The sequence below is a fragment of the Dehalococcoides mccartyi 195 genome, from assembly GCF_000011905.1.
GTDB lineage: Bacteria > Chloroflexota > Dehalococcoidia > Dehalococcoidales > Dehalococcoidaceae > Dehalococcoides > Dehalococcoides mccartyi.
The window spans coordinates 512809-539148 of sequence record NC_002936.3 but is presented as its reverse complement, the minus strand read 5'-3'; the positions used below and the strand labels follow the sequence as shown (position 1 = coordinate 539148).

Sequence of the window (26340 nt, the reverse complement as noted above, 5' to 3'; positions counted from 1 at the left end):
ATTAATTTTTTTAATTTACATATTGACTTTTTTAATTTTTAACCATATAATACTGATATAAGTTAAATAACTACCCGGAGGTGCACAATATGGCAAAAGACTGGCAGGAACTGACCAGGCTCACCCAGGGAGCAACCATAACGGTTGAGCGGGTCAAACTGGCATCTTCAGGCATTGCCATTGAGGGAAGCTTTGAGCTGCCTGCTCTGGCCAGACTCTCTGCTGAAGACCAGGTGTTTGTAATGGCCTTTGTAAAATGCCACGGCTCTATAAAGGACATGGAAAAGTTCTTCGGTATCAGTTACCCCACCGTGAAAAACCGCCTGCAGCGGATAGGGGCAAATTTCAGCTTTGTTGAAAACTTTCCCACCCCACCCGCAACCAACGAAGATGATAATGTACTGGCAGAACTGGAAAAAGGCGGAATCTCAGTAGACGAAGCTCTAAGGAGGTTGCAAAGATAATGTACTGGCCACCTATGCTTCTTTGGGCGGGAATACCATTCGGCAAGGGCGGCGGAAGCTTTCCGCTGATACTGCCGCTGTTCCTGATATATCCCATTGTACTGGCACTAATGATTGTATTTGCACCTTTCATGCTGCTGGCTATATTACTGACCTGGTCAAGCGGCAGAGGCCGCTTCCTCTTGCTTATCGGCCCATATTCATACCGCTTGTGGTGTGCCCTCAGGGGTATGAATGCAGATATCCGCGACAACAAAACACGTATAAAAGTACAGTTTATATAAGGGGGAATATTAAAAATGTCTGAAAATGCTAAAAAAATACTGCAAATGCTTTCCGAAGGCAAAATAACCGTAGACCAGGCCAATAAACTGCTTGAAGCGCTGGGTAATGAAGACTCAAAACCCGCCCCGGCTGCCGCTATAACTGCCAAAGGAGTACCCAAATACCTGCGGGTAATAATAAACGGCACTGACGAAGACAGTAATGCCAAGGTCAATGTGCGCGTTCCAATGGCTCTGTTGAGAGCCGGAATCAAGCTGGCATCCATACTGCCGGCAGATGCTACCAACGAAATAGACCATAACCTTAAGGAAAAGGGGGTCAACTTTGATTTCAAGAACCTGCGTGAAGAGGATATTGAACCCCTGATTGAGGCTATGACCGAGATGGAGGTAGACGTAGACAGTGAAGGCAGCAAGGTAAAGGTATTTACCGAATAAAATAGAAAACCAGCCTGTATACCAGGCAACCAAATGCCGGAAATAACTTACCGGGTAAATAAAAAACGGCTAAAAAACACAGGGTGCAACCGGAAAACCAGCCGCCGTCTGCACCCTGCCCGTATATTACACCCCGAATATCTTCCCCGCCTGGCAAATCAGCGGGGATTTTTCATACCTTGTAGCTAAATATCTGCCCGAAATTGCTTTGGAGAATAACACTTTTAGGGTATAATATGGCAGATATGACCTGTCAGGTATTTTACCGCAAATGGCGCCCCCAAACTCTGGCTGACCTTGTCGGCCAGGAACACGTTGCCCACACCCTGAAAAATGCCCTTTCAAGCGGGCGTATTGCCCAGGCCTATCTTTTCTGCGGCCCCAGGGGTACGGGCAAAACCAGTACCGGACGCATTTTGGCCAAAGCGGTAAACTGCACCACCAACCAGGGCAAGGGTGAACCCTGCAATACCTGCCCCATGTGTTTATCCATAACCGAGGGCAGCTCTATGGACGTAATCGAAATAGATGCCGCTTCCAATACAGGGGTGGACGATATCCGTGAGCTTAAAGAAAAAGTCCAGTACGCCCCGGCACTGGCGAATTACAAGGTTTATATCATAGATGAAGTCCATATGCTTTCAAACAGTGCCTCAAACGCCCTTTTGAAAACGCTTGAAGAACCCCCGCCCAGGGTTATATTTATACTGGCCACCACTGAAATCCACAAGGTACTGCCCACCATTATGTCCCGCTGCCAGCGGTTTGATTTCCACCGGGTATCCCTTTCAGATATGAGCCGCAAACTGGAAAAAATAAGCCAGGCAGAGGGCATAAATATAGAACCCGAGGCTTTAAAACTGATAGCCCGTTCAGCCGGGGGCAGTTTCCGTGACGGTGAAAACCTGCTTCAGCAGATAGCCACCACTTACGGTACCGAAATAAGCCTGCCCCAGGTGCAGGCGGCTTTGGGTATCAGCGGGGATGAACGCATAAAAACCCTGGCGGAAAATATACTTAAAAAAGACATCAAAAACGGGCTGCAAACCCTTAATGCCGTTGTGGCGGACGGGATTGATTTAAAACAATTCCGCCGTGAACTGCTGGATTACCTCCGCCAGATTATGCTCCTAAACAGCGGGGCGGAAGGCAGTTTGGAACTTACCGCAGATGAGAAAAAAGCCCTGCAAAAAGTATCAGCCATAACCAACCTGGAGGGCATTACTAAAGCTATAAAGGCCTTTAGCCAGCTTGATTTCAGTTCAGATACGGCCTCCAGCCTGAGTTTTGAGCTGGCACTGGTAGATGCTTCGCTTAATCCGGATACTGCACCGGCTACTATACCCCCCCAGGCCAAATTACCAGCCCCTAAAACTGAAAAACCGGCGGTATCTAATGAGCCGCCGCAGAAAGAAGCCAAAGCAGAAATCCAGGATAAAACCAAGAATGCTTCAGAACCGGCCGCTGCCTCCAGAACCGGGGCTAAAGAATCTGCCCCCAAACTTACCAGAACGGCTATACCTGTTGAAGAAAAACCCAAATACACTGCCCCCGCCCCGCCCAAAGAAGAAGAAAAAGTGCTTATAGGGGCCGGGGATGTGATTGAACAGCTAAAGGTCAGCTGGAAAAACATACTTGACCAGGCACCGGACAACCTTAAACGCTCAGCGGCAGTAGCCATACTACGCAGCGCCGGTGTCCGCCCGGTCTCTATAGAAAAAAATGTGGTCACTCTGTCTTTTAAATACAAATACCACAAAGACAAGATTGAAGAACTGGAAAACCGCAAGGTTACCGCCGAAATTATTTCAAATTTCGTAGGCAGGACATGCACTTTGGTATGCATATCCGAAGCCGAAACCAACCATTTGGTCAAAGAAGCCCAAAAACTGGGAGCCCAGATTATATCAGTGGAGGAAAAGTAAAGCGTGAACATGAACATGATTAAGCAGGCCATGGAGCTTAAGTCTAAGCTGGACAAAGCCCAGAAAGAACTGGCAAAAGTAATAGTGGAGACTGAAAGCGCCAAGGGTGCTATCAAGATAAAGATGAACGGCCAGCAAAAAATACTGTCCCTAAGTATTTCACCTGACATCATCAACCCGTCCAAACCCAAAGACCTGGAAAATGCCCTGACTAAAGCTTTCAATGATGCTTACGAAGAGACTAAAAAAGAAGGCTCAAAGCAGATGCAGGGACTGATGGGGGATGTTAAAATTCCGGGTCTGATGTAATATTTCGGCAGGAGACTTTGTTGAAGGATACTTCTTTACCGTCTACAGCCGGTGCAGTAAACAAGCTTATAGATTCGCTGGGCAAACTCCCGGGCATAGGCCCGAAAAGCGCCCAGCGGCTGGCTTTTTACCTGATGAGGGCGCCTGAAGAACAGGTTCTGACTCTTTCAGATACTATCCGCAGTATCAAGAACCAGATAAGCCAGTGCCGTATCTGCTTTAACGTGGCTGACAGTGAGCTTTGCCCAATCTGCCAGAATACCAAACGCGAAGCAAACAAGATTTGCGTGGTGGAACAGCCGCAGGATATTTTGGCACTGGAACACGTGGGCGTTTACCGAGGCTATTACCATGTACTGCACGGGGCTATCTCCCCCACCGAAGGCATCACTTCCCAAAATATACGCATCAACGAACTTATGAGCCGCCTGAATGACGGGCAGGTAGATGAGGTTATTTTAGCTACCAACCCCACCACCGAGGGTGAGGCTACCGCTATGTACCTTTCGCGCCTGATAACCCCGCTGGGTATAAAAGTAACCAGACTGGCACGGGGTTTACCCTTTGGAACCGAACTGGAATATGCTGATGATGTAACCTTAAGCCGGGCCATGGAGGGACGCCAGAACTTTTAGTTTTCCTTTCCTGACTTGAGCCCGAAAGGAGGCAGGCTATGACCAGACAATCTAAAAAATACTCCCAGAAGGCAGGTATGCTGCCAGGCTCAGTAGTATTTATAGGCGAAGGAAAGACAGAGCCAGCCAGCCTCAGCCTTAGCTCGTATACCCCGGATGCCTACCAGCCGCTGCCTTTAAAAACCCTGGCGGACTGCAGTACCCAGGTTAAACAGTCCGGCGGCATAGTCTGGGTAAAGGTCAGCGGGCTTCAGGATACTGCTATGGTGGAGGAACTGGGCAAATGCTTTAACCTTCACCCCCTTACCCTTGAAGACGTGGTCAATACTGAGCAGCGTCCCAAACTGGAGGACTACGGCAATTACCTCTTTGCCGTTATCAAAGCACTTCACTGGGATTCCGAGCTTAAGAAAACCCGCTCAGAACATATCAGCCTGATACTGGGTAAAAACTTCCTGATAAGTTTTCAGGAACACCAGAGTGATATTTTTAACCCCATTCACCAACGTTTACAGTCAGATAACGGGCGGATTCGGAAACTAGGGGCAGACTATCTGCTCTATTCCATACTGGATATAATAGTAGACGGCTATTTCAGTTTGATAGAGGGCTTCGGAGATTATCTGGACGAAATAGAAGAACAGCTTCTATCCTCCCCATCCTCCCAAACACTCAAACAGATTTCAGAGGCCAAAAAAGAAATGCTCTTTATCCGTAAATCTATCTGGCCGGCCAGGGAGACCGTGGCAGCCATTGAACGCAGTGAAACGCCCCTGATAGATAAAAGCAGCCACATATATTTCCGTGACATTTATGACCACCTTATCCAGCAGATAGATACCGGCGAAACCTACCGGGATATGCTTTCCAACATGATAGATATTTACCTTTCCAGCCTATCCAACCGCATGAGTGAGGTCATGAAGGTTTTAACTATATTCGCTTCCATTTTTATACCCCTGACCTTTATCGTAGGCATATACGGCATGAATTTTGATATCCCAGAGCTCCGCTTCAGTTGGGGGTATCCCGGTATACTTTTATTCATGCTAGCCATAGCTTTAATATTAGTATTGTTTTTCAAGCGGAAGAAATGGCTTTAAATTGTCAGACACAAACATCCGGATAGAATACAACACACTCATAAACCGGCTTAAATCACTGGCCAATGCGGATAATGTGGCTGGTATGGCCCGCTTCGGTATATCCAGCGCCAATACCCTGGGAGTGAGCGTAAAAGATATCCGCCCGCTTGCCAAATCCGCCGGGCATAATCATGCCCTGGCACTTTTACTCTGGGATTCGGGTATTCATGAAGCCCGTATAATGGCCAGCCTGATTGCTGAAAGCAAAAAGGTCAGCCAAGAGGAGATGGAAAGCTGGGTCAAAGACCTGGATTCATGGGATATCTGTGACCTGTGCTGCAACAACCTTTGGTCAAAAACCCCATTTGCTTACGAACAGGCCTTAGCCTGGACCTACCGCCGGGAGGAATACGTCAAACGGGCGGGTTTTGTATTACTTACCGCTTTGGCAGTCCATGATAAAAAAGCGGCGGATGAAAAATTTATCTCCTTTTTCCCCCGCCTGCTGGCAGAAGCATCTGATGAACGCAATTATGTAAAAAAGGCGGTTAACTGGGCACTCCGCCAGATAGGCAAACGCAATCTGAGCTTAAACCAGGCCGCTATAACTCTGGGGCAGGAGATACTGGATTTAAATACCAGAAGCGCCAGATTTATAGCTACAGACGCTTTGCGTGAATTAAAAAGCCCCCAGGTGCAAAAACGTCTGGCAATCAAACAGGGAAAACAGCCTCACCGCTAAAAACCCGGCTTATAAGTTCAAAAGACCCGAGGAAGCGCTTTACCTTTTGAGCTTAAACGTATAATATCATTTGGTAAAGACCAAGCATCAGGCCAATACTCTTAGCAAAACCGAAAAGACAGATTATAAATGACCAAACCCCATGACTTTAAAACCAGAGCAATTATAGTTCGTAAGACCAAATGCGGGGAAGCTGACCGTATCTTAAGTTTGCTCACCCCGGACCTGGGGCTGATACAGGGTTTTGCTAAAAGCGTCAGAAAAACCAAAAGCAAACTTTCAGGCCACCTGGAGCTTTTTTGTTATTCGGAAGTATCTCTGGCCAGAGGTAAAGCTATAGATACGGTAACCGGCAGCCAGACTATCCAGAGTTTTCTAAACATCCGCAGCAGCCTTCAGCTTTCGGCCATGGCCTTTTATGTCTGTGAGCTGGCTTTTCACTTTTCACCTGAAGAATCTGCCAACCCGGCTATCTTTCAGCTGTTGCTTTCCACCCTGGAGGAACTGGACAATACAACTCAGGCAGAACTATGTACCAAATATTTTGAAATACACCTGCTGGAAATGAGCGGATACAAACCGGAACTGCGTGAGTGTGCCAACTGCCACCAGAAACTGCTGGCTACCACCAATTATTTCAGCCCGGAAAGCGGCGGCATAATCTGCCCTGATTGCCGGAATACCCAAACCGGCATACCTATTTCGGTAAATGCGGTGAAAGTATTGCGCTATATTCAGGAAAATGATATCCCGAACATATACCGTCTGAAAATCAACCGGGAAATATTGTCTGAGCTGGAGCTGGCAATACGTGCCAATATCCGCTTTGTGCTGGAAAAAGAACCCAAAGCCCTGCTCTGGCTGGACAGCCTGAGCAGGGCTAATCTATAAGCGGAAAACAAGGCGGACAGCGGTTAAAAAAAGAGGTCTTCACGGGATTCCTCTGCCGGAATATCCTTTGTATCCAAGTGTTTTTTAGAATAATGATTTCTAAAACTATATATTCCCAAAGCTAACAGCACCACAATAAAAACTACCTGAACTATACCCACAATAATAGGAATAATAGACTCTGATACATCCATGTGTTTTTTTATCCATTTTGTATTATTTGTGACTTTGCTCTGGAACGCCAGAAATTATAGCACTTTTATATAATATTTCAAATATTATCTGGAATATTCTTATACCATTTATCCCTTTTATACCTTTAATAAATTTTAACAAACTAAACAAACCGCAGGCATTATCTTTGCCATAGCTGCAGTGATAGCATATAATAGCTTTGAAAATCCCAGTTACAAGAGAGTAGTCTATGCCGGAAGAATATCTGAACGCCCAAAAGATGGAAAAACTGGAACGGATAAAGAGCCGGGGTATAAACCCCTATCCAGCCACTTTCCACCCCAGCCATACCAGTGTCCAGGCAGTTGCCTTGCTGGCCGAACTGGAAAAACAGGAGAACCCGCCAAAGGAAATTCTGAGGATTGCCGGGCGGATTATGACCCTGCGCGACATGGGCAAGATTTCTTTCATGGATATACGTGACGGCAGCGGCAAAATACAGGTTTTCTGCCGCCAGAATGACCTTGACGAAGCCAGTATAGAGCTGCTTAAAGATTTGGATTTGGGTGATTTTATAGGTGCGGAGGGAAGCCTTATGCGTACCCGCACCGGTGAACCCAGTCTGGCAGCCACCAAAATAAGCCTGCTTTCCAAATCCCTGCTGCCCCTGCCTGAGAAATGGCACGGCCTGCAGGATGTGGAAAAACGCTACCGCCAGCGTTACCTGGACCTTATTTCCAATGCGGACGCCCGCCAGACCTTCCTTACCCGCAGCCAGGTTATCAGTGCCATCCGCAGCTTTATGAGCAGCAAAGGTTTTCTGGAGGTAGAAACCCCGGTTCTTCAGCCTGAGGCAGGCGGGGCACTCGCCCGCCCCTTTATTACCCATCATCAGGCTTTGGACTGTGATTTTTATATGCGGATAGCTTTGGAACTGCACCTGAAAAGGCTGATTGTGGGCGGCTTTGACCGGGTATATGAGATAGGGCGGATATTCCGCAACGAAGGGGTTTCCACCCGCCACAACCCCGAATTTACCATGATGGAAAGCTACCAGGCTTATGCTGACTATAAAGACGTTATGGATTTCCTTGAGGAAATGGTTTCAAGTGTGGTTAAAGAAATAAGCGGCGGATACACCGTGCCATTCGGGGATACTACACTGGATTTTACCCCTCCCTGGCCCCGCCTGAGCATGCGTGATGCCGTAAAGCAATATGCCGGTATAGATTTCTTTGATTTCCCCACCAAAGAGGCTTTAGCCGCAGAGATGATTCGCCGCAAACTGAAGGTAGACCCCGCCAAAGACTGGGGCAAACTGGTTGATGAGCTGGTGGGTGAATTTGTAGAACCCCGTTTGATTCAACCCACTTTCCTTACTGACCACCCGGTGGCCATGTCCCCGCTTGCCAAACAGAAGCCGGAAGACCCCCGCCTGACAGAGCGGTTTGAAGCCATTTGTGCCAATATGGAAATAGCCAATGCCTTTTCCGAACTGAATGACCCGGTAGAGCAAAGGGCGCGTTTTAAGGAACAGCTGGAAAAGCGCAATCAACTGCGTACGGAAGAGTCCGAAAGTATAGACGAGGACTTTTTGGCCGCTCTGGCATATGGTATGCCGCCCACCGGCGGTCTGGGTGTAGGTATTGACCGTCTGGTAATGCTGCTTACCAACCATGACTCTATCCGTGAGGTTATTTTGTTCCCTGCCCTGAAAGACCGGGAAGACAAGGGCGAACAGGAATAATTGATATTACTCTGGCAGAAGGAGACCTTTCATGCTTGATTTGAAATTTATAAGAGAAAATACCGAACTAGTACGCAAAGCGGTAGCCGCCCGTAATACCGATGCCCCCATTGATGAGATACTGGAGCTGGATAGTTGCCGCCGCACTCTCAGCCAGGAGCTGGATACCCTTCGCGCCAAACGCAAAATAATAGCCAAGCAGCGGGATGAGGCCGCCATTGAAGAAGGGCGGGTATTACGCGGCAGGATAAGTGAACTTGAGACCGGGCTTTCAGAAGTAGAGGAAAAGCTGACTGACCGCTTGCTCAGGGTACCCAATATCCCGGATGCATCTGTACCTGTGGGCAAAGACGAAAGCGAAAACGTAGTCCTTTATTACCGGGGAGAAAAACGTAATTTCAGCTTTACCCCCAAACCCCACTGGGAACTGGGAGAAGCGCTGGATATTATAGATTTTGACCGGGGTATCAAGCTTTCCGGTTCACGCTTTTATATTTTGAAGGGTGAGGGCGCGCGCCTTCAAAGGGCACTTATTGCCTTTATGCTGGACCTGCACACCCGCAAACACGGCTATACCGAAATCTACCCGCCCTACATGATAAAAAGGGAGTGTCTGGTAGCGTCTGGTAACCTGCCCAAATTTGCTGACAATTTGTACCATGACGCAGAGGAGGACTACTGGTGGGTGCCTACCGCCGAAGCCCCTCTGACTAATTTGCACCGTGACGAAATACTTTCTGTTGAGCAGCTGCCCATTCATTACGTAGCCTACACCGCCTGTTTCCGCCGCGAAAAAATGTCTGCCGGCAAAGATGTACGCGGTATAAAACGGCTGCACCAGTTTGACAAGGTTGAACTGTATAAATACTGCAAACCGGAAGACTCTTTTGACGAACTGGAAAAGATGGTGGCAGATGCTGAAGAAATAGCAGACGCCCTAAAGATACCCTACCGCTTAAAACAGCTGGTTACGGCTGATATCAGTTTCGGTTCAGCCAAGTCTTATGATATTGAAATGTATTCGCCGGGTGTTGACGAGTGGCTGGAAGTTTCTTCCTGTTCTAACTGCACAGATTTTCAGGGCAGGCGGGCTAATGTCCGTTTCCGCCGCACCCCCGAAGCCAAACCCGAATTTGTCCACACCTTAAACGGCTCCGGGCTGGCCCTGCCCAGGGTGATGATATCGGTTATAGAAAACTACCAGCTGCCGGACGGAAGCATTGTTGTTCCCGAAGTACTCCGCCCCTTTATGGGAGTGGATGCTATCTGCTAAGAAAAGGACTGTTTTATTGGAGATAAAACCCTTTGAACTGGAACGTTACTTTGCCCGGCATGAGTTTTCCGCCAGATACCTTATGTCAAGCTCAGACTGCGAACCGCTGGCACTCTCTGCTCTGCTGGCACTGGCGGATACCGAGTGCCGCAGTCTCTGGCAAAACCTGAAGTTGGGATATACCTATTCAGACGGACACCCCCTGCTCAGGAATGAAATAGCCAAACTGTATCAAATAACCGCCCCGGCGGATATCTTAACCGCCGTACCCGAAGAGGGCATTTTTATAGCTTTAAACTGCTTGCTTAAAAAAGGCGACCACGTTATCTGCACCTTTCCCGGTTACCAGTCACTCTACCAGCTGGCGGAAACCCTGGGCTGCGAAGTAAGCTACTGGATTCCGGAAGAAGAAAACAGATGGAGATTCAACCCTGATTTTCTGGCTCAAAACATCCGCCCGAATACCAGCCTGGTAATTACAAATTTCCCACACAACCCTACCGGGGCAATGCCGGACAGGGAAGACTACGCCCGCATACTGGAAATAATAAACCAGCATAATCTTTGGCACTTTTCAGATGAAATGTACCGCCTGATGGAGTATGCCCCTGATACCCGCCTGCCTGCCGCCTGTGACCAATCCTCAAAGGCGGTCAGCCTGGGAGGGCTTTCAAAATCATTCGGCCTGCCGGGACTGCGGAGCGGCTGGCTTGCCTGCCGGGATGAAGATATGCTTTCCAAAATGGCCGGATTTAAAGACTATACTACCATCTGCGGCAGTGCCACAGACGAAATACTGTCTGTAATAGCCCTTAGAAACAAGCAAACAATTATATCTTCCCAACTGAACAGGCTAAACCAAAACTTAACGCTGCTTGAAGACTTTATGGGCAGGCACAAGACGGATTTCATCTGGGTAAAGCCCAAAGCCGGTTCGGTCTGCTTTCCCCGCCTGAATAAGAATAGCCTCTGTATGGATTTTTGCCGTCAGGTTCTAGCAAAAGCAGGTATCATGCTTTTGCCTTCGGAAGTGTACGGCTATGGCCAAAACCACTTCCGTATCGGGTTCGGACGGGCAGATTTCCCTGAGGTGCTTCAGGTCTTTGAGGACTATATAACGGCAAACTCAACCCTCTAAACAGGCTTATTTGCCTTTTAGTATTTATTGGTTCTTATTTTCTGTTTTTTAGACTATAATATCCCTTAGATTATTTTGAGAGGGGCTTTATGACTGTCAGCAAACATTTATCTAAAAATATCCGTTCACAAAAACAGCCACTCAAATAAACACTAATTTATAGCCGTTAAATGGCCAAAACAGCCGAAATATAACCCGAATCTGAAAGGTGAAACCTGAAAAATGCGAAGCAGATATCCGGTACTACAATTCATAATAATAGTTTTAAAAATACTGGCGGTGCTGATAGCCCTAGCCGGTTTGGTTATGTCTATTTACGTTATGACAGGACAAAGCGTCACGTTTTTTGAGATAGCATCCAGCTTTTCGGTTTTTGCCGGTATTATGGGCATTTTAGGCTCGCTGATAACCGGCGTACTTATTTTTGCCTCAGCCGAGCTTATGCAGTGTCTGATAGATATTGAACGGAATACCCGAAAAACTGCCCGCCTTTTAAATACCAACTAAACGCCGGTGTTTTGGGACTGCGGCACACAGACACCATATGTTTGAACGGCTACCTGAATCAGCTTTGACGCCGGATTTGCCAGCAGGTATAATATGCCCGCAGTTTATCCTGATAATGCATAGCTGAAAGAGTTAGCCTTAGCTCTATCCAGTACCGGGAGGGGTGTCCGAGCGGTCTATGGTGACGGTCTTGAAAACCGTTGTTCCCGAAAGAGAACCGTGGGTTCGAATCCCACCCCCTCCGCCATTTATGCCAAAAGTAAACCCTGACCGGAGTTATAAATTTCCGGCCAGGGTTTTTTAGTGTTGCACAGCCGCCCCTAAGCAGCGGATTGGCTTGAGACCTCTTCAGAGCGTTTTTCAGCCTAATCTAGTGGTCTTCAATAGTGACACCGGTAAGAACAGGCACCCCCATTGCATTCAGCTTATAGCCTTTTACATAGGGTTTGACCAGTATATAGCTTTCACCAAAGCAGAAACTCAGGCAGGCTGCATCATTTATCAGTATTTGCTCCGCCTGGGCATAAAGCCGCATACTCTCCTCGGTGTCCAGAGTGGCAGCTGCCTCAGCCAGCAAGGCGTCTACTTCGGGATTGGAATAATCTCCGTTGTTATAAGCAGACCCAGTACCGAAAAGTACTGCCAGAAAATCCTGCGGGTGGGGATAATCAGCTACCCAGCCGGAGTAATAAATATTGTCTTTTTCCGCCTGCAGGTCATAAAAGAACATTTCGTTATCTATCTGGCGGACTACCACTTCTACCCCCAGATTCTGCCGCCACTGGTCAATCACCGCTTCCAGTTCCGCCGTAATCAGCCCGCCCCAGCCTGAAGTTGTCAGGGTAATAACAGGCAGATTTTCCACGCTGCCATAGGAGGATTCGGCAATCAGCTCAAGGGCACGTGCCGGGTCATACTCAAGCCCGGTAATATCCGGATTGTAGCCGGGTATACCCGGCGGTAAGATACCTTCGGCCGCGCTGACACTTCCCTTGTAAACCAGCTCTATAATGCGGGATTTATCCACCGCCATACTGAAAGCCTGCCTGATTTTAGGGTCATCAAACGGGGCTTTGCTGGTAACAAAGGCAAAATAATAAAATCCAAGCTGGGGTATTACCTGCAAATCAGAGGCAAAAATGCCGTCAGGGTCGGTAGCTTTGGCCAGATAATCAGCGCCCACACCTGCCACATCTACTCCTCCTACTTCGTATAAATCCATGGGCTGACCGGACTGTAAGCGGAAAATAACGCTTGAAATCTTGGCCGGAGTATCATAATAATCAGGGTTTCTATCCAGAATAATATAATTTCCCTGAGTAAGTTCGGTAAGCATAAACGGGCCAGTGCCCACCGGTTTTTTCCACCAGTCACTGCCCGAAGATACATTATTCTTATCTACCACAAAAGAGGTCACATATGAAAGCTTGGAGAGAAAGAAACTGCAGGCAGATACCAGCTTTACCCTTAAAGTCAGCTCATCTACCACTGTAACGCCGGAGATAGAGCTTGCCTGCCCTTCGGTCATTTCTTTTACGCCTTCAATATCCCCCAGAAATGTCAGTGCGGTACTGGAGCCGGTTTCCGGGCTGGCCGCCCGCTCCCATGAATATTTAAAATCTGCGGCAGTGACAACCCGGCCGTTATGGAATTTCACGTTAGGTTTTAAATGAAAAGTATAGGTAAGCCCGTCAGGACTTACCTCCCAGCTTTCGGCAATATCCGCAACCGGGGTAAGGTCATCTCCCATCTTAATCAGACCGCTGAATATCTGGTAAATATAGGCAACCGAAGTGGTATCGCTCACCTTGGCCGGGTCAAGGGTATACGGCTCTTCCCCAATCAAGGTTAGCACATTGTCACCGGCAGGCATAGTGGAATCATCCGGTGCATAACCGCAGCCGCTCAGCACTAAACTAAAGCTGAGGCAGACCGAAAAAATGGCAAACAGTATTTTTTTCATAATTATAAAAGCCCCTGTCTTTTTAAACTGGTAAAAGTTTGTCCGCCTATTATTACATGGTCAAGCACTTCTATCCCCATTATACCCCCGGCCTCTCTTAGGCGGGCGGACAGGCCGATATCATCCGGCGAGGGTTCACTTTCCCCGGAGGGATGGTTGTGTGCCAGTATTACGGTTGCGGCACTGGCGGAAAGTGCTTCTTTAAAGACTTCGCGCGGATGCACCACACTCTCATCCAGGCTGCCGGCAGATATATGCCCTACCCGGATAAGCTTACTTTTGACATCCAGCATCAGGCAGAAAAAATGTTCCTTTTTTTCGTCACAGACCAGCGGGTATATTATTTGAAAAACGTCTTCCGGGGTTTTGATGCAGGGCTGGTATTCGGCTTTAATCCCGCCTGCCCGTTTAGCCAGTTCAAAAGCAGCCTTCAGCTGGCAGGCTTTGGCCAGACCTATGCCTTTCAGTTTTAAAAGTTCCTCCACGCTGGCCGAGGCTATGCCTGACGGACCGCCGAAGTGGGTAAGCAGGCGCTGAGCGCTCTGTAAAACCGGTTCACCCGCTACTCCCCGCCCCAAAATAACCGCCAGAAGTTCGGCTGAGGAAAGCACCCCTGCCCCCAAAGACTGAAGCCTTTCTCTGGGTCTTTCGGCCAGCGGCAAATCACGCATTCTAGGTGCGGGAAGCAACTCTGCTACTCCATAACCAGAAAGCGGTTATAATACTGCCCCCGCCTACTATGGTAAAAAGGACTACTAACCCGGGTGTCAGCATGATAGCCCTGACCGGCTGAATTTCAATAGTACCGTCTTTTAAAGCAGCCTGCCACTTGGTGTTTAAACCCTGGATATCAAAACCGTAAACAGCCAGCAAGGCTTCGTCATAACCGGCACCGTGGCTGAAGGTTTCCAGCAAATCTGAAAACTTTTCAGAACCATAATTAGTAATAAGATAATTCACCAGAGTGAAGCTTTCGGCATAAGATAAATATGCATCAGCCGAATTAGCTGAAAAGGGGCTGCACAGGCTTTGCACCGAAATAAGTTTATCCTGATTTATAGCCCAGATAAGATAATTTACATATACAGCTTCCAGATTACCTTCGGCATACATAGAAATGCCCTCATTCAGCCACACCGGCAAATCCCCGTAAGGGTTAGAGGTAATCTGGCCGGTCACCTTATGGGCCAGCTCATGGGTAATAGCCCTTTTACCCCAGTCAATATCGTATGATGCTATACCTATAGCAATCACATTAAAATCAGTATAGGCTACTCCGCCAGTCCATTCAGCCGGAAAGACCATAGCACTCTGCAGGTCTGAGGAATTGGCATAAATATAGAGCGTAACCTTGTCTTTAAGTTCGGCACCGGTATCTGCTGCCAGACGCACCAGCGCCGCCTGAGCTGACTCCATTAGTTCCTCAGCAAAGGCCTGGTCACCCTCATACCAGTAAATTTCAAGCATGCCCTCAGAAATACTTTGCCAGTCAAAGCGGGTATCATTGTACACCAGGGTCTGAATAGGGCTGATGAGAATATCTCCATCCTCATTTGTTATCCGGTACCAGTAGTTAACTCTGGCTCCGGGCGGCATACCGCCGGTATAGCGCATATCCCATGAGTATGATGCACTTACGCTAAGAGCCGGGGTAACTTCCAATACGAATTCACTGTATATTTGTGCAAAACTTTTACGCTCAACCGTATAATACAGCCTAATATCAGTAATATTGCTGGTACTGCTGGCCGTAATACTGAAGCCGATACTGCTGGGAAAGGTAATACTTGTATTATTTCTGTCTATACTAATGGAGCTTTGGGCACTGAGTGATACAGGAAATAACCCGCCAAGCAGCATCCCCAGCATAAGCCCCAGGGCTAACAGATGTCTTTTCATTCTTCCCTTCCTATATTCTGCCTGAGATAGGCATTTATAAAGCCGTCCAGTTCACCTTCAAGTACAGCTTCCGCATTACCCACCTCATAATCTGTCCGGTGGTCTTTGACCATTTTATAGGGGTGGAGCACGTAACTGCGTATCTGATTGCCCCATTCGGCAGAAATACGCTCACCTTTAATCTTGGCACGTTCTTCCGCCCGCTTGGCAATCTCCACCGCCAGCAGCTTGGAGGCCAGTATCCGCATGGCAATTTCACGGTTCTGGTGCTGGCTGCGCTCTGTCTGGCTGGCAACCACAATCCCCGAAGGTATGTGGGTAACCCGCACCGCTGTTGAAACTTTCTGAACATTCTGTCCGCCCGGACCGCTGGAACGGAACATATCAATTTTAATATCTTCCGGTTTTATATCAATATCCACACTGTCTTCGGCTTCAGGCATTACCTCTACCAAAGCAAACGAAGTATGGCGGGCGTGGTCAGCGTCAAATGGGGAAAGCCTGATAAGGCGATGCACCCCATGCTCGCTCTTCAGAAAGCCATAAGCATATTCACCCTCTATCTGCAGAGTGGCACTCTTTATACCGGCTTCTTCACCGGGGCTCTGGTCTAGTACTTCCATACCAAAACCCTTCTTTTCTGCCCAGCGCATAAACATCCGCAGAAGCATACCAGCCCAGTCCTGAGACTCCACCCCGCCCGCTCCGGCATGCACCGTAAGCAAGGCATTCCGGCTGTCATACTGGCCGGAAAAAGCTAAGCCTACTTCCAGAGTATCAATCTCGGCAGTAAGAGTATTCACCTCACGCTCTATTTCATTCCCTAAAGAAGGGTCTTCGTGAGTTAATGCAAACAGCTCCAAGAGGTCATTTACCCGCTGCTCCAAACCCCGCCAAACCTCTGAAACCCGCTTGTTGGCGGCCAGCTTTTTCATAGCCTTCTGGGCATTTTGCTGGTCCTGCCAGAAATCAGGGCTGGCAGAGGCACTTTCCAGTTCGGTTATTTCCAGTTCTTTAGCAGCAATGTCAAAGTCGCACCATATCGGAAAGAATGCGGCTCTTAAGTTCACTTAATATGTCTTGCATAATACCTCTTTTAAATATAACGCTGAAAACAAACTAGGGTTAGGGGCTGCATACCCGAACCCGCATTATATAGAATACCATTTATGGGCGGATATGATAATACCGGAAGGAGGGTTAAATCAGCTCGGCAGCCGCCAGGTGAGCCTGACGGGTGGGTTCGGGCAGACGGTATCCCCGGCAGCATTCTGCAACCATACTGCAGGCTTCCTCAAGGCAAATTTTGTGCCCCACAGAGATAAACAAAGGGTTTACCCCCTGGCGGGTGCGCATAACCCGCCCTATCAGCTCTGTGTTATGATACAAATCTGAAAAACTGCCGGCACTTTCGTCCAGAGCGGTATATTCACCTATCAAACGGCTTTTGGCGCAACCGATAACCGGTTTATTTAAAAAAAGCCCCAGATGCGAGGCAATACCCAGCCGCCTGGGGTGAGCTAAACCCTGCCCGTCCATCAGAATTAAATCAGGTATATTTTCCAGCCCCTCAAAGGCAGAAAGCAGAAGGGGCATCTCCCGGAATGAGAGCAAGCCGGGTATATACGGGAAATGGCAATGCCCTTCGGAACGGCTCACTTCCACCAGCTGCATGTCGGGATAACTAAGCACCACTACTGCTGCCCTGCCCATACCTGAAGTGCGGCTGTGCCAGACATCTGCTCCGGCAACCAGATGTATATCCGGAAGAGTACCGCAAACAGACACTTTCTGGGCCAGCTCACGCTGGAGAGCTATTGCCTGAGAGGGCGTCATATCCCAATCATGAAGCTTTTTAATTTTCACATTCACATTATATCTAATATTTTTAGATAACTACAGAGATAATTTGTATATATTTATACCTTCCTGGGGCTAAGCAACACTAACGGCTTATTTGACAGCTTGGCTACGATAAGTCATAATACCAGCAAAAAAGGTAAAGCGGTAAACAATCATGTTGAAAATCAGACTCACTCGTATCGGAGCCCCCAAGAAGCCTTGCTACCGGATAATCGTAACTGAGGCCCGTTCGCCGCGTGATGCCACTTATACGGACCTTGTCGGCACCTATAACCCCATGACTAATCCTGAAACTGTGGTAATAAACGCTGAAAAAGCCCTCTACTGGATTGGTAAAGGTGCTCAACCTACGGATACGGTTGCCCGTCTTTTGAAAAAGGCCGGCGTCGTTAATTCTAACTAAACAAAAGGAGATCCCATGAAAGAACTTGTCGAGTACATCGCCAAATCGTTAGCTGACGAGCCAAATGATGTAGTAGTGACAGAAGAACCTGAAGAAGAAGGCATAAAGCTGACTCTAAAGGTAGCTGATGTAGATAAGGGCAGAATTATCGGCAAGCAGGGCAGAATTGCTCAGGCAATGCGCACCCTCATTCGGGTTAAAGCGGCTAAAGCTGGTAAGCGCGCCCGTCTTGAAATTCTTTAGTTAAATCAAGTTAAGGCCTATCTAAGGTCAACCCCTCCCCCGGCCCGGTGCCGCGGTTCGGGTTGACCTTATTAATATGTGAAAGAAATGACCCAAGAAGAAGAATATATTTTAATAGGCAAGGTGCTGGGAGTATGGGGTATAAACGGCGGTCTCAAAATTGAGGTGCTGACTGATTTCCCCGAACGCTTTGATGCCGGGAATGAACTCCTGATAGGACGCGCGCCATATACCATAAGCCAGACCAGCTGGCAAAAAGCCCAGGTGATTGTTCACCTGAGCGAAATAACCGGTATTGATGCCGCTGAGGAGCTTAGCGGTGCTCAGGTAGAAATACCTGCCGCTGCTTTGAAAAAACTGCCGAAGGGCGTTTACTATGACTTTCAGCTGATAGGTTTGGAAGTGACAGACCTGTCCGGTAATAGAATAGGGCAAATAAAGGAAATACTCCATATGCCCTCAAACGATATATACGTAAGCAGTTACGGTGCTAAAGAGGCCTTGATACCGGCAGTCAAAGATGTGGTCAAGGAAATAAACCTGCAAAAAGGCCAGGTGATAATAGACCCTATTCCCGGACTGCTTGACTAGATTTAGTTTCCGCCGCTTAAACAAAAAGCCCCTCGTTAGAGGGGCTTTTATTGTAAGTACTGAATTCCGACTAAACAGAGGGGCGTTTCCGCCGCTTCTCAGCCACCTTAAGGCGTATCATAGCCCGTCTCAGCGAAGCCTCTGTTTCGGCAGCCAGCATACCGGGCTCGTATTTGTCAGCCATGCGGGCTTCAGCCCTCTTCTTAGCCTCGGTAGCCCGGGCAATGTCAATTTCCTCAGCCCTTTCAGCACTGTCCGCCAGTACAATTACCCTGTCAGGCCGCACCTCAAGGAAACCGCCGGAAACCACCATAGAATACTCCTCAGAGCCTATCTTGGCCTTAAGTTCCCCCGCCTGCAAAGCTGTCATCAGCGGGGCATGATGAGGCAGTATGGCCATTTCACCCTCAATACCAGGGGCAACCACCAAATCCACCTCTTCGGAAAAGACCGAACGTTCCGCAGTTACTATGTCCAGCTTTAATTTAGCCAATTTTTTACCTGCCAGATATAATACTTAGGCCGCGCTGAGCTTTTTAGCTTCGGCTACGGCATCATCAATAGTGCCTACCATATAGAAAGCCTGTTCAGGCAAACTGTCATGCTTACCCTCAAGGATTTCCTTGAACCCGCGGATAGTCTCAGCCAGAGATACATACTGACCGGGACGGCCGGTAAATACCTCGGAAACAAACATGGGCTGAGTCAGGAAACGCTGAATACGGCGGGCACGGGCAACTGTGAGTTTATCTTCTTCAGAAAGTTCTTCCATACCCAAGATAGCAATAACGTCCTGCAGGTCCTTGTAACGCTGGAGAACCTTCTGCACGTCACGGGCTACCTGATAGTGTTCCTCACCCACTACCTGAGGGTCAAGTATGCGGGAATTGGAAGCCAGCGGGTCTACCGCCGGATAAAGAGCCTGTTCAGCCAGTGAACGCTCAAGGGCTATCATAGCATCCAGGTGACCGAAGGTGGCGACTACACCGGGATCGGTATAGTCATCTGCCGGTACATACACAGCCTGGAATGAAGTAATCGAACCCTGTTTGGTGGAGGCAATGCGTTCCTGCAGAGCACCCATCTCTGTAGCCAGAGTAGGCTGATAACCTACAGCGGAAGGCATACGCCCCAGAAGAGCGGATACTTCCATACCGGCCAGAGTATAACGATAAATATTGTCAATAAACAGGAGCACGTCCTGTCTTTCTTCGTCACGGAAATATTCGGCCATGGTAAGGCCGGTAAGAGCAATACGCAGACGTACTGCGGGAAGCTCATTCATCTGACCGAATACCATGGTAGTTTTGGGAAGCACGCCGGAGTCTTCCATTTCATGCCAGAGGTCATTACCTTCGCGGGAACGTTCACCTACACCGGCAAAAACCGAAAACCCTTCGTGTTCGGTAGCAATATTGCGGATAAGTTCCTGAATAAGCACTGTCTTGCCTACGCCAGCGCCACCCAAAGCACCGATCTTACCGCCGCGGGCAAAGGGGGCAATCAGGTCGATAACTTTAAGACCTGTTTCCAATACCTGAGCAGAAGATTCCAGCTCGTCCATAGCTGGTGCCGAGCGGTGGATAGGCATAGTCTTTTCAGCTTTTACATCACCCCTGTTATCCAGAGGTTCACCCAGCACGTTAAAGATACGCCCCAGAGTATTCCGGCCTACCGGAACTGAAAGCGGCCTTTTGGTATCTATAACCTCGGCGCCGCGCTCCAGACCATCGGTAGGAGTAAAGGAAAGGCACTTTACGCGGTTGTTACCGACGTGTGACTGCACTTCCAGCACCATCTTGCCGTTATCACGGGGAATTTCCAATGCGTTAAACAGAGCCGGCATGGAATCTGCCGAGAACTCTACGTCAACAACCGAACCAATTACCTGTATAACCTTTCCGTTTGCCATTATATCCTCCTAGAATTAGGCCAGCGCGGCAGCTCCGCCGACGATGTCCAAAAGCTCATTAGTGATAGATTCCTGACGAGCCTTGTTGTAAACAAGTGTCAACTCTCCGATAAGTTCTTTGGCGTTATCGGTAGCATTGCGCATAGCTACCATCCGGGCTGACTGCTCTGAGGCAATAGACTCCAGAATGGCATGATACACACTCATCTCAACAAAACGGGGTAAAAGCGAATTTAAAACAGTAGCTGATTCCGGCTCATAAATATATTCCAGATTCTGGCCGGGAGGCAATTCCAGCGGCACTACCGGCAAAAGCTGCTCAAGAACAGGCTTCTGTACGGCGGTAGTTACAAACTGAGTATAGGCAATAAAAACCTGGTCAATTTCCCCACTCATAAAGTCATCCATAATAACTCTGGAAATGGGGAGGGTATCCAGGTAGCCGGGCCTATCCCCCAGATTTATAAACTCTGCCCGCATCTGCTGTTTGATACGGCGGATGAAATCCACACCCTTACGCCCTACAACTACGGCAGATACCGGAATCTTCTGCTCCAGCATAAACGTACCGGTCTTGCGGTTGATATTGGCAACCAGGCCGCCGCACTGACCCCTGTCAGGGGTTATGTGAAGTACGGCTATCTTTTTAACCGGCCTGCGTTCAAGCAAGGGGTGCAAAATTTCACCGCTCTGGGGTAAAGCCGCCAAAGCAGCAATAACCTCGGTGATTTTTTCACTGTAAGGCCTACCTGCCAGACCGCGTTCCTGGGCCTTTTTCATTTTGGAGGCCGCAATCATTTCCATAGCCCTGGTAATCTTGGCTATGTTACGGACACTGCGGATACGCCTTTTTATTATTCTTATATTAGCCATTTAACTTCCCGCCAGGTTCGAAATTTATACTACTAAACCCTTCTTGTAATCATCCAAAGCGGTCTTAAGGGCTGTCTCGGTTTCAGCAGAGATGGCATTTTCCTTGGTGATATTGTTCAGCACTGAAGCAAAGTTCGCTTCAAGGAAGCGATAAAGCCCGCTTTCAAAATCACGTACTTTAGCCACTTCTACACTGTCAAGGTACCCGTTGAGTGCGGCATACAGGATAGCAACCTGATTAGCCATAGGTACCGGCTGGTACTGTCCCTGTTTAAGTACCTCGGTGATTCTTTGACCGCGTTCAAGCTGCATACGGGTAGCTTTATCCAGTTCGGAAGTACCAAACTGGGCAAAAGCGGCCAGTTCACGATACTGACCCATATCCATCTTCAGCTTGCTGGCAACCTTTTTCATGGCCTTAGTCTGGGCGCTTGAACCTACTCGGGATACCGATATACCTACGTTGACCGCAGGGCGGATACCGGAGTTAAACATATCAGGTTCAAGGTAAATCTGACCATCAGTAATGGAGATAACGTTGGTAGGTACATAAGCCGAAACGTCTCCGGCCTGAGTTTCAATAATAGGCAAAGCAGTCAGCGAACCGCCGCCGAGCTTGTCGTTAAGGCGGGCAGCCCGTTCCAGCAACCGGCTGTGCAGGTAAAACACGTCACCCGGATAAGCCTCACGGCCGGGCGGGCGGCGCAGAAGGAGGGAAAGCTGGCGGTAAGCCCAAGCGTGCTTGGTAAGGTCATCATAGACTACCAGAGCATCCTGACCCTGTTCCATAAACTCTTCGCCGATAGCGCAGCCGGCATAAGGTGCCAGATACTGCAAAGCAACCGCATCAGAAGAGTTGGCCGCAACCACAATAGTGTGCTCCATAGCGCCGTACTGCTCAAGCAAAGCTACTGTCCGGGCTACTTTAGAAGCTTTCTGGCCGATAGCCACATAAATACAAACCAGGTCTCCGCCCTTCTGGTTAATAATGGTATCCAGGGCAATGGCGGTTTTACCGGTTGAACGGTCACCAATAATCAGCTCACGCTGACCGCGGCCGATGGGTATCATGGCATCAATAGCCTTAATACCGGTCTGAACCGGGGTATTTACCGATTTACGGTCAACTACGTTGGGGGCGATGCGTTCAAGAGGACGGACTGTTTCAGCCTTGATAGGACCTTTGCCGTCCAGAGGGCGGCCCAAGGGGTCTACCACGCGGCCTATCATACCTTTACCAACCGTAATTTCAGATATACGGCCGGTAGCCTTTACTTCATCGCCTTCTTTAATATTGGCATCATCACCCAGGATAACAGCGGCTACGCTGTCTTCTTCAAGGTTAAGGGCAATGCCCATAACACCGCCGGGAAATTCCAGAAGTTCGTTGTACTTGGCGTTGGAAAGACCATGAATACGGGCGATACCATCGCCTACTTCGATAACCGAACCGACGCTGGTCATACTGACCGGAGCCCCGAATTCTTTTATCTGCTCTTTAATAATAGATACTATATCTTGACCACGTGCGCTCAATTACGCCACCTCCTGAGGGTTATCAAATACGTCCCTGACTGATTTCGTTTTGCAGTAAGACCAGCCTCCGGCTGACAGAACCATCTATCAGTTTATCCCCGATTCTGGCTTTCAGACCAGCTATCAAGCCGGGGTCTGTTGCAGTTACTACATTTATCTTTTTCCCGGTTATCTTGCTTAACTGCTGTCTGATTATTTCAATATCCGCTTCGCTGGAAGGCTTGGCAGTGGTTACAATAGCATCCTCCACCCCTCTGGCCTCATTCAGCAAACGGTTATACTCACCTGAAACAGCCCTCATGATACCCAGCCTGCGGGTAGCCACCAGCATATCCACCAGGTTCAGCATCAGCGGATCTATATTGCTCAGCTTGGCAAGGACCTTGTGTTTTCTGGCAGAGGCAATTTTGGGGTTGCTGAGAAACTCTGCAACCGAAGCATCCTCTGTGAGGCTGGAAAGATCCTGTAAATCTTCCTGCCACTTATCCAGAGACTTTTGCTCCTTAGCCAGTTCGTATAATGCCTGCGCATAACGCATGGCTATAGCATAAACTCTTTTGGCCACTGCTTCTCCGTTGCTCTCTTTTAATTTTTCCGCAGGTTGGTGCTATTTTCAAGCACACTGTCAATCAGCGCCTGATGCGCCTTTTTATCTAAAGATTGGTCAATAACCTTACCGGCCGCCAAAATGGTCAGTTCGGCAAATTCCTTGCGCAGCTGGTCCACTACTTCATCCCGCTCCTGACGTATTTCAGTCCGGGCGCGGCTAAGCATGGCTTCAGCTTCAGCCCTAGCTTCTTCTATGGCTTTCTGGCGGATTTCATCACCGGTCTTTACAGCCCGTTCAATCACCAGTTGCCCCTGCTGGCTGGCTTCGCCAATCTTCTTTTTAAACTCTTCTTCCGCCCGCTGGGCCTGCTCTTTTACCTGGTCTGTCCGTTCCATGCTTTCCTTGATACGGGCGGAACGCTCGTCAAGTTTAGCCAGAATGGGCTTATAGGCAAACAGATACAGCAGACCTAAGAGTAAACCGAAGTTTACAACCTGGGCTATGAAAGAAGGTATATTTATTCCCAGTTCTGCCAGTTTTTCCACCGGTTTCCTCCTGTATTATGCCCCTTAGGCAACGAAAATAAGTACGATAGAGATAACCAGTGCAAAGATGGCGATGGACTCAGCGAAAGCCACCAAAAGGATCATGTTGGTAAAGATAGAACCCTTGGCTTCAGGATTGCGGCCAATAGCCTGCAAAGCACCAAAACCCAGAATACCTACACCGATACCAGGGCCAATTGCACCCAGACCCATTGCCAAGCCAGCCGCTAAGAGTTTGATTACATCAGCTTCCACTATTGTTTTTCCTCCCTTGTTCTAATTGCATAATACTTGATTAATGATTTTCTTCCCCGTGAGGCGTAACCGCTATCAGGGAGAAGACCAGAGCCAAATTACAGAACACCAGCGCCTGTACGAAGCCTACCAGCATTTCAAGACCGTAGAAAGGTATGCCGATGATGAACGGCGCAAGGAATGTAATCATAAGTATCAGGATTTCGCCGCCTATCATGTTGCCGAAAAGACGGAAGGTCAGGCTGATAATACGGACGAATTCCAGGAAGAATTCCAGTAAACCTACAAAGATGGTAATAAAGCCGTTAAATATACCAATTACCCCTTCTTTGTGCCGGAAAGCGTTTATCAGGGGTTTGAAGTTGAAAAATTTGCTGAGATAATGGAAACCGCCCAGAGTTTTAATACCCCAGTACTCTACCATAACAAAGGTTATGGCGGCCAAAGCCAGCGGCAGGTTGATATCGGTATTGGCACCGCGAAGCAAGTGGGCTTCGTGGCCGTTGCCCAGCTCTATAAATATGGTATTGTAACCGGGCAGCAGGTTCATCCAGGCATTTACGATAATAAAAAGAAAGATAGTGGCTACCAGGGGGAAAAACTTGCGGCCGAATTTTTCACCGGCAGCATCTACGCACATATTGTAAATCCAGCTAAGCACCATCTCCAAAGCACCCTGAAGACGGCCGGGGATAAGTTTCATTTTGCGGGTGGCGGCAATACTCAGCCCCACCAGTACCAGAATGGTAACCCAGGCAGTAAGGATAGTGTTGGTTATTGCCACCGGGCCTATGCTGAAAATTTCAGCAGACGGAAGTTCCGGTTTGGGAGTGGTAATTTTCATCCAGTCAGGAAATCCAAGATCACCAAAGAGGGCGACACCTATAGGGCCGGACAGGAAACCGACCACTAACATTGCCAGTATAACTATCATTACTGGCCAGAATACCGCTTTGGGCATACCTAAAATCTTTTTCTTTGGCACTGTCAATTCCCTTTACCGTTGTTAGTTATCTTCGGCAGCAACCGATAAACGCCGTAAAAGGCCAGAAAAACTCCGCTTAAAAGACCGATCAGTAAGAACAGGGGTGAAAGACCAAGTGCCTGATCCAGCCACCTGCCGCCCAGCGTCCCCAGCAATATGACAAGGGCAATGTACCAGCCCAAACCAAGATACTGAAGACCTGTACCCCATTTGTTCATTACAGCCTCAAAACGCAAAGTAGCATACCAGAATTAGTTCTTTAGGTCAAGAATGCCCGGTTGTACTAATACTTTTCAGGATTTGCGTTTGTCAAAATCTTCAAGGTCAAGGTTATCTACAAAATCACGGAAGGCGGACAGCCTCTTAATCTCTTCGTCACTGGCCTTGCGGGTTTTTTCACCCTTGCCGCCGGCGGGTGGTTCGGGCAAATCCATTTAGTCCATGGCCCGTTTATCCTGTTCGCGGTCCAGCATGATGCTGGCTTTTTCCAGTACACTGTCAGCCGCATATATAGGTACATTCACCCTTACCGCCAGTGCCAGAGCATCTGACGGGCGGCAGTCTATTTCCATCTGCTCGCTGTCTACCTCTAGTAATATCTTAGCGTAAAAAGTGTCATTTTTAAGGTCATCTACCACTATGGAACGCACCTTTGCCCCCAATACATCTATAACTGTACCGAGGAGGTCATGGGTAAGGGGACGGGGGACTGCCACACCCTGAAGTTTGACGGCGATAGCCTCAGCTTCGGCAGTGCCAATCCAAATAGGCAGATAGCGGTCGGCTGTTTTTTCCTTAAGCAGTACCACTCTCTGATAATTCATCAGGCTAACCCTTATGCTGTCTATCGTCATTTCTATCATAATTATATGCCTCCTAAGTTTGCCTGACGGCGTACCATGAATTCTACCCCCAAAGAAATAGGGTGTCAATTTGTGTAGCTGATTATAACAATCTAAGACCTCTGGCAGTATTGTAGACATATTAGCCCAAATCCTTAGTGCTCTACAGCCCTCTAATCTATCTCAATATTTCTCAAGCAAAACTTTGCAAAGATGGGGGACTTTGTGAAATAATACAGAGCTCCAGAATAATGATTTTAAATATCTG

General features: G+C 48.4%; 31 protein-coding genes, 1 tRNA gene and 1 pseudogene. 17 read left to right on the top strand and 16 right to left on the bottom strand.

From position 1 onward, the window contains the following. Window positions 1-89: 89 nt before the first annotated feature. The 9 genes from DET_RS03115 (at window position 90) to recO (ending at window position 6773) form a co-directional block, all read left to right on the top strand. Window positions 90-464, top strand: a complete 375-nt coding sequence (locus DET_RS03115) for a DUF2089 domain-containing protein (protein WP_010936363.1) — start codon at window positions 90-92, stop codon at window positions 462-464. After that, window positions 464-748 (top strand): hypothetical protein, encoded by a 285-nt coding sequence (locus DET_RS03110; RefSeq protein WP_041223345.1) that lies wholly within the window; start codon window positions 464-466, stop codon window positions 746-748. The genes DET_RS03115 and DET_RS03110 overlap by 1 nt, the downstream gene beginning before the upstream one ends. A gap of 15 nt (window positions 749-763) precedes the next feature. Beyond that, entirely contained in the window at window positions 764-1186 is a 423-nt protein-coding gene (locus tag DET_RS03105; protein ID WP_010936362.1) for an SHOCT-like domain-containing protein, read from the top strand. Window positions 1187-1422: 236 nt separating this feature from the next. Beyond that, entirely contained in the window at window positions 1423-3111 is a 1689-nt protein-coding gene (gene dnaX, locus DET_RS03100) for a DNA polymerase III subunit gamma/tau (RefSeq protein ID WP_041223344.1), read from the top strand. A 9-nt stretch (window positions 3112-3120) separates the two neighbouring features. Next, entirely contained in the window at window positions 3121-3420 is a 300-nt protein-coding gene (locus DET_RS03095; RefSeq protein WP_010936359.1) for a YbaB/EbfC family nucleoid-associated protein, read from the top strand. A 20-nt stretch (window positions 3421-3440) separates the two neighbouring features. After that, window positions 3441-4055, top strand: coding sequence for a recombination mediator RecR (gene recR / locus DET_RS03090; protein WP_010936358.1), 615 nt, complete (start codon window positions 3441-3443; stop codon window positions 4053-4055). 38 nt (window positions 4056-4093) lie between these two features. Beyond that, window positions 4094-5158 carry a magnesium/cobalt transporter CorA gene (gene corA, locus DET_RS03085; protein ID WP_010936357.1) on the top strand — a complete coding sequence of 355 codons (1065 nt, stop codon included), beginning with the start codon at window positions 4094-4096 and terminating at the stop codon, window positions 5156-5158. Between the two features lies 1 nt (window position 5159). Next, window positions 5160-5882, top strand: coding sequence for a DNA alkylation repair protein (locus DET_RS03080; protein ID WP_010936356.1), 723 nt, complete (start codon window positions 5160-5162; stop codon window positions 5880-5882). Between the two features lie 129 nt (window positions 5883-6011). After that, window positions 6012-6773 carry a DNA repair protein RecO gene (gene recO / locus DET_RS03075; RefSeq protein ID WP_010936355.1) on the top strand — a complete coding sequence of 254 codons (762 nt, stop codon included), beginning with the start codon at window positions 6012-6014 and terminating at the stop codon, window positions 6771-6773. Window positions 6774-6796: 23 nt separating this feature from the next. On the opposite strand, the gene DET_RS08700 is transcribed toward recO, so the two are convergent. Continuing rightward, window positions 6797-6967: a hypothetical protein gene (locus DET_RS08700; RefSeq protein ID WP_010936354.1), complete on the bottom strand. Its 171-nt coding sequence runs from the start codon at window positions 6965-6967 to the stop codon at window positions 6797-6799. A gap of 230 nt (window positions 6968-7197) precedes the next feature. Here DET_RS08700 and lysS point away from each other — a divergent pair, with 230 nt between their 5' ends. From lysS to DET_RS03050, 5 genes are all read left to right on the top strand, one after another. Continuing rightward, window positions 7198-8694: a lysine--tRNA ligase gene (lysS, locus tag DET_RS03070; RefSeq protein WP_010936353.1), complete on the top strand. Its 1497-nt coding sequence runs from the start codon at window positions 7198-7200 to the stop codon at window positions 8692-8694. Window positions 8695-8725: 31 nt separating this feature from the next. After that, window positions 8726-9967, top strand: coding sequence for a serine--tRNA ligase (serS, locus tag DET_RS03065; RefSeq protein ID WP_010936352.1), 1242 nt, complete (start codon window positions 8726-8728; stop codon window positions 9965-9967). A 16-nt stretch (window positions 9968-9983) separates the two neighbouring features. Continuing rightward, on the top strand, window positions 9984-11105 hold the full coding sequence (locus DET_RS03060) for an aminotransferase class I/II-fold pyridoxal phosphate-dependent enzyme (RefSeq protein ID WP_041223342.1): 1122 nt from the start codon (window positions 9984-9986) through the stop codon (window positions 11103-11105). 222 nt (window positions 11106-11327) lie between these two features. Then, complete coding sequence (locus DET_RS03055) at window positions 11328-11612, top strand: hypothetical protein (protein ID WP_010936350.1); 285 nt, start codon at window positions 11328-11330, stop codon at window positions 11610-11612. Window positions 11613-11769: 157 nt separating this feature from the next. Then, window positions 11770-11859 (top strand) — tRNA-Ser (locus DET_RS03050). Between the two features lie 123 nt (window positions 11860-11982). Here DET_RS03050 and DET_RS03045 read toward each other — a convergent pair. From DET_RS03045 to nfi, 5 genes are all read right to left on the bottom strand, one after another. Then, window positions 11983-13575: a peptide ABC transporter substrate-binding protein gene (locus tag DET_RS03045; RefSeq protein ID WP_010936349.1), complete on the bottom strand. Its 1593-nt coding sequence runs from the start codon at window positions 13573-13575 to the stop codon at window positions 11983-11985. A gap of 2 nt (window positions 13576-13577) precedes the next feature. Further along, window positions 13578-14246: a RadC family protein gene (gene radC, locus DET_RS03040; RefSeq protein ID WP_010936348.1), complete on the bottom strand. Its 669-nt coding sequence runs from the start codon at window positions 14244-14246 to the stop codon at window positions 13578-13580. 1 nt (window position 14247) lies between these two features. Next, on the bottom strand, window positions 14248-15474 hold the full coding sequence (locus DET_RS03035) for a peptidase MA family metallohydrolase (RefSeq protein WP_010936347.1): 1227 nt from the start codon (window positions 15472-15474) through the stop codon (window positions 14248-14250). Beyond that, window positions 15471-16560 (bottom strand): peptide chain release factor 2 gene (gene prfB / locus DET_RS03030; RefSeq protein ID WP_010936346.1). Its coding sequence is split into 2 segments (ribosomal slippage): window positions 15471-16502 and window positions 16504-16560, totalling 1089 coding nucleotides; the frame shifts between segments, so codons are not numbered across the junction. Before prfB ends, DET_RS03035 begins: the two co-directional genes overlap by 4 nt. 114 nt (window positions 16561-16674) lie before the next feature. Beyond that, window positions 16675-17346 (bottom strand): deoxyribonuclease V, encoded by a 672-nt coding sequence (nfi, locus tag DET_RS03025; protein ID WP_041223339.1) that lies wholly within the window; start codon window positions 17344-17346, stop codon window positions 16675-16677. 145 nt (window positions 17347-17491) lie between these two features. Between nfi and rpsP the strand changes: the two genes are divergently transcribed. The 3 genes from rpsP to rimM all read left to right on the top strand — a co-directional run bounded on the left by rpsP (window position 17492) and on the right by rimM (window position 18574). Further along, window positions 17492-17740: a 30S ribosomal protein S16 gene (gene rpsP, locus DET_RS03020; protein ID WP_010936344.1), complete on the top strand. Its 249-nt coding sequence runs from the start codon at window positions 17492-17494 to the stop codon at window positions 17738-17740. A gap of 15 nt (window positions 17741-17755) precedes the next feature. Next, window positions 17756-17983 carry a KH domain-containing protein gene (locus DET_RS03015; RefSeq protein ID WP_010936343.1) on the top strand — a complete coding sequence of 76 codons (228 nt, stop codon included), beginning with the start codon at window positions 17756-17758 and terminating at the stop codon, window positions 17981-17983. Window positions 17984-18070: 87 nt separating this feature from the next. After that, window positions 18071-18574 (top strand): ribosome maturation factor RimM, encoded by a 504-nt coding sequence (rimM, locus tag DET_RS03010; protein ID WP_010936342.1) that lies wholly within the window; start codon window positions 18071-18073, stop codon window positions 18572-18574. A 70-nt stretch (window positions 18575-18644) separates the two neighbouring features. Here rimM and DET_RS03005 read toward each other — a convergent pair whose 3' ends face one another. The 10 genes and pseudogenes from DET_RS03005 to DET_RS02960 form a co-directional block, all read right to left on the bottom strand. After that, complete coding sequence (locus DET_RS03005) at window positions 18645-19067, bottom strand: F0F1 ATP synthase subunit epsilon (RefSeq protein WP_010936341.1); 423 nt, start codon at window positions 19065-19067, stop codon at window positions 18645-18647. A gap of 24 nt (window positions 19068-19091) precedes the next feature. Continuing rightward, a complete protein-coding gene (gene atpD, locus DET_RS03000) occupies window positions 19092-20486 on the bottom strand; it encodes a F0F1 ATP synthase subunit beta (RefSeq protein WP_010936340.1) in 1395 nt (464 codons plus the stop codon). Window positions 20487-20501: 15 nt separating this feature from the next. Further along, complete coding sequence (gene atpG / locus DET_RS02995) at window positions 20502-21359, bottom strand: ATP synthase F1 subunit gamma (RefSeq protein ID WP_010936339.1); 858 nt, start codon at window positions 21357-21359, stop codon at window positions 20502-20504. Between the two features lie 24 nt (window positions 21360-21383). Further along, window positions 21384-22895 (bottom strand): F0F1 ATP synthase subunit alpha, encoded by a 1512-nt coding sequence (gene atpA / locus DET_RS02990; RefSeq protein ID WP_010936338.1) that lies wholly within the window; start codon window positions 22893-22895, stop codon window positions 21384-21386. Between the two features lie 22 nt (window positions 22896-22917). Continuing rightward, a complete protein-coding gene (atpH, locus tag DET_RS02985; protein ID WP_010936337.1) occupies window positions 22918-23460 on the bottom strand; it encodes an ATP synthase F1 subunit delta in 543 nt (180 codons plus the stop codon). Window positions 23461-23480: 20 nt separating this feature from the next. Beyond that, complete coding sequence (atpF, locus tag DET_RS02980) at window positions 23481-23990, bottom strand: F0F1 ATP synthase subunit B (protein ID WP_010936336.1); 510 nt, start codon at window positions 23988-23990, stop codon at window positions 23481-23483. 24 nt (window positions 23991-24014) lie between these two features. After that, window positions 24015-24245: an ATP synthase F0 subunit C gene (gene atpE / locus DET_RS02975; RefSeq protein ID WP_010936335.1), complete on the bottom strand. Its 231-nt coding sequence runs from the start codon at window positions 24243-24245 to the stop codon at window positions 24015-24017. Window positions 24246-24285: 40 nt separating this feature from the next. Beyond that, on the bottom strand, window positions 24286-25230 hold the full coding sequence (locus DET_RS02970) for a F0F1 ATP synthase subunit A (protein ID WP_010936334.1): 945 nt from the start codon (window positions 25228-25230) through the stop codon (window positions 24286-24288). Window positions 25231-25232: 2 nt separating this feature from the next. Then, window positions 25233-25448: an AtpZ/AtpI family protein gene (locus DET_RS02965; RefSeq protein WP_233417664.1), complete on the bottom strand. Its 216-nt coding sequence runs from the start codon at window positions 25446-25448 to the stop codon at window positions 25233-25235. 75 nt (window positions 25449-25523) lie between these two features. Beyond that, a pseudogene (locus DET_RS02960) lies at window positions 25524-26093 on the bottom strand (bifunctional nuclease family protein). Window positions 26094-26340: the final 247 nt, after the last annotated feature.

Bases quoted from the DNA above. Each gene is read 5' to 3' on its own strand.
- DET_RS03035 (WP_010936347.1), bottom strand. From the start codon at position 15,474: ATGAAAAGACATCTGTTAGCCCTGGGGCTTATGCTGGGGATGCTGCTT.
- serS (WP_010936352.1), top strand. From the start codon at position 8,726: ATGCTTGATTTGAAATTTATAAGAGAAAATACCGAACTAGTACGCAAA.
- DET_RS03045 (WP_010936349.1), bottom strand. From the start codon at position 13,575: ATGAAAAAAATACTGTTTGCCATTTTTTCGGTCTGCCTCAGCTTTAGT.
- lysS (WP_010936353.1), top strand. From the start codon at position 7,198: ATGCCGGAAGAATATCTGAACGCCCAAAAGATGGAAAAACTGGAACGG.
- DET_RS03115 (WP_010936363.1), top strand. From the start codon at position 90: ATGGCAAAAGACTGGCAGGAACTGACCAGGCTCACCCAGGGAGCAACC.
- rpsP (WP_010936344.1), top strand. From the start codon at position 17,492: ATGTTGAAAATCAGACTCACTCGTATCGGAGCCCCCAAGAAGCCTTGC.
- DET_RS08700 (WP_010936354.1), bottom strand. From the start codon at position 6,967: ATGGATGTATCAGAGTCTATTATTCCTATTATTGTGGGTATAGTTCAG.
- rimM (WP_010936342.1), top strand. From the start codon at position 18,071: ATGACCCAAGAAGAAGAATATATTTTAATAGGCAAGGTGCTGGGAGTA.
- radC (WP_010936348.1), bottom strand. From the start codon at position 14,246: ATGCGTGATTTGCCGCTGGCCGAAAGACCCAGAGAAAGGCTTCAGTCT.
- DET_RS03095 (WP_010936359.1), top strand. From the start codon at position 3,121: ATGAACATGATTAAGCAGGCCATGGAGCTTAAGTCTAAGCTGGACAAA.
- DET_RS02965 (WP_233417664.1), bottom strand. From the start codon at position 25,448: ATGAACAAATGGGGTACAGGTCTTCAGTATCTTGGTTTGGGCTGGTAC.
- atpG (WP_010936339.1), bottom strand. From the start codon at position 21,359: ATGGCTAATATAAGAATAATAAAAAGGCGTATCCGCAGTGTCCGTAAC.
- recO (WP_010936355.1), top strand. From the start codon at position 6,012: ATGACCAAACCCCATGACTTTAAAACCAGAGCAATTATAGTTCGTAAG.
- atpD (WP_010936340.1), bottom strand. From the start codon at position 20,486: ATGGCAAACGGAAAGGTTATACAGGTAATTGGTTCGGTTGTTGACGTA.
- DET_RS03015 (WP_010936343.1), top strand. From the start codon at position 17,756: ATGAAAGAACTTGTCGAGTACATCGCCAAATCGTTAGCTGACGAGCCA.
- corA (WP_010936357.1), top strand. From the start codon at position 4,094: ATGACCAGACAATCTAAAAAATACTCCCAGAAGGCAGGTATGCTGCCA.
- DET_RS03055 (WP_010936350.1), top strand. From the start codon at position 11,328: ATGCGAAGCAGATATCCGGTACTACAATTCATAATAATAGTTTTAAAA.
- dnaX (WP_041223344.1), top strand. From the start codon at position 1,423: ATGGCAGATATGACCTGTCAGGTATTTTACCGCAAATGGCGCCCCCAA.
- DET_RS03110 (WP_041223345.1), top strand. From the start codon at position 464: ATGTACTGGCCACCTATGCTTCTTTGGGCGGGAATACCATTCGGCAAG.
- DET_RS03105 (WP_010936362.1), top strand. From the start codon at position 764: ATGTCTGAAAATGCTAAAAAAATACTGCAAATGCTTTCCGAAGGCAAA.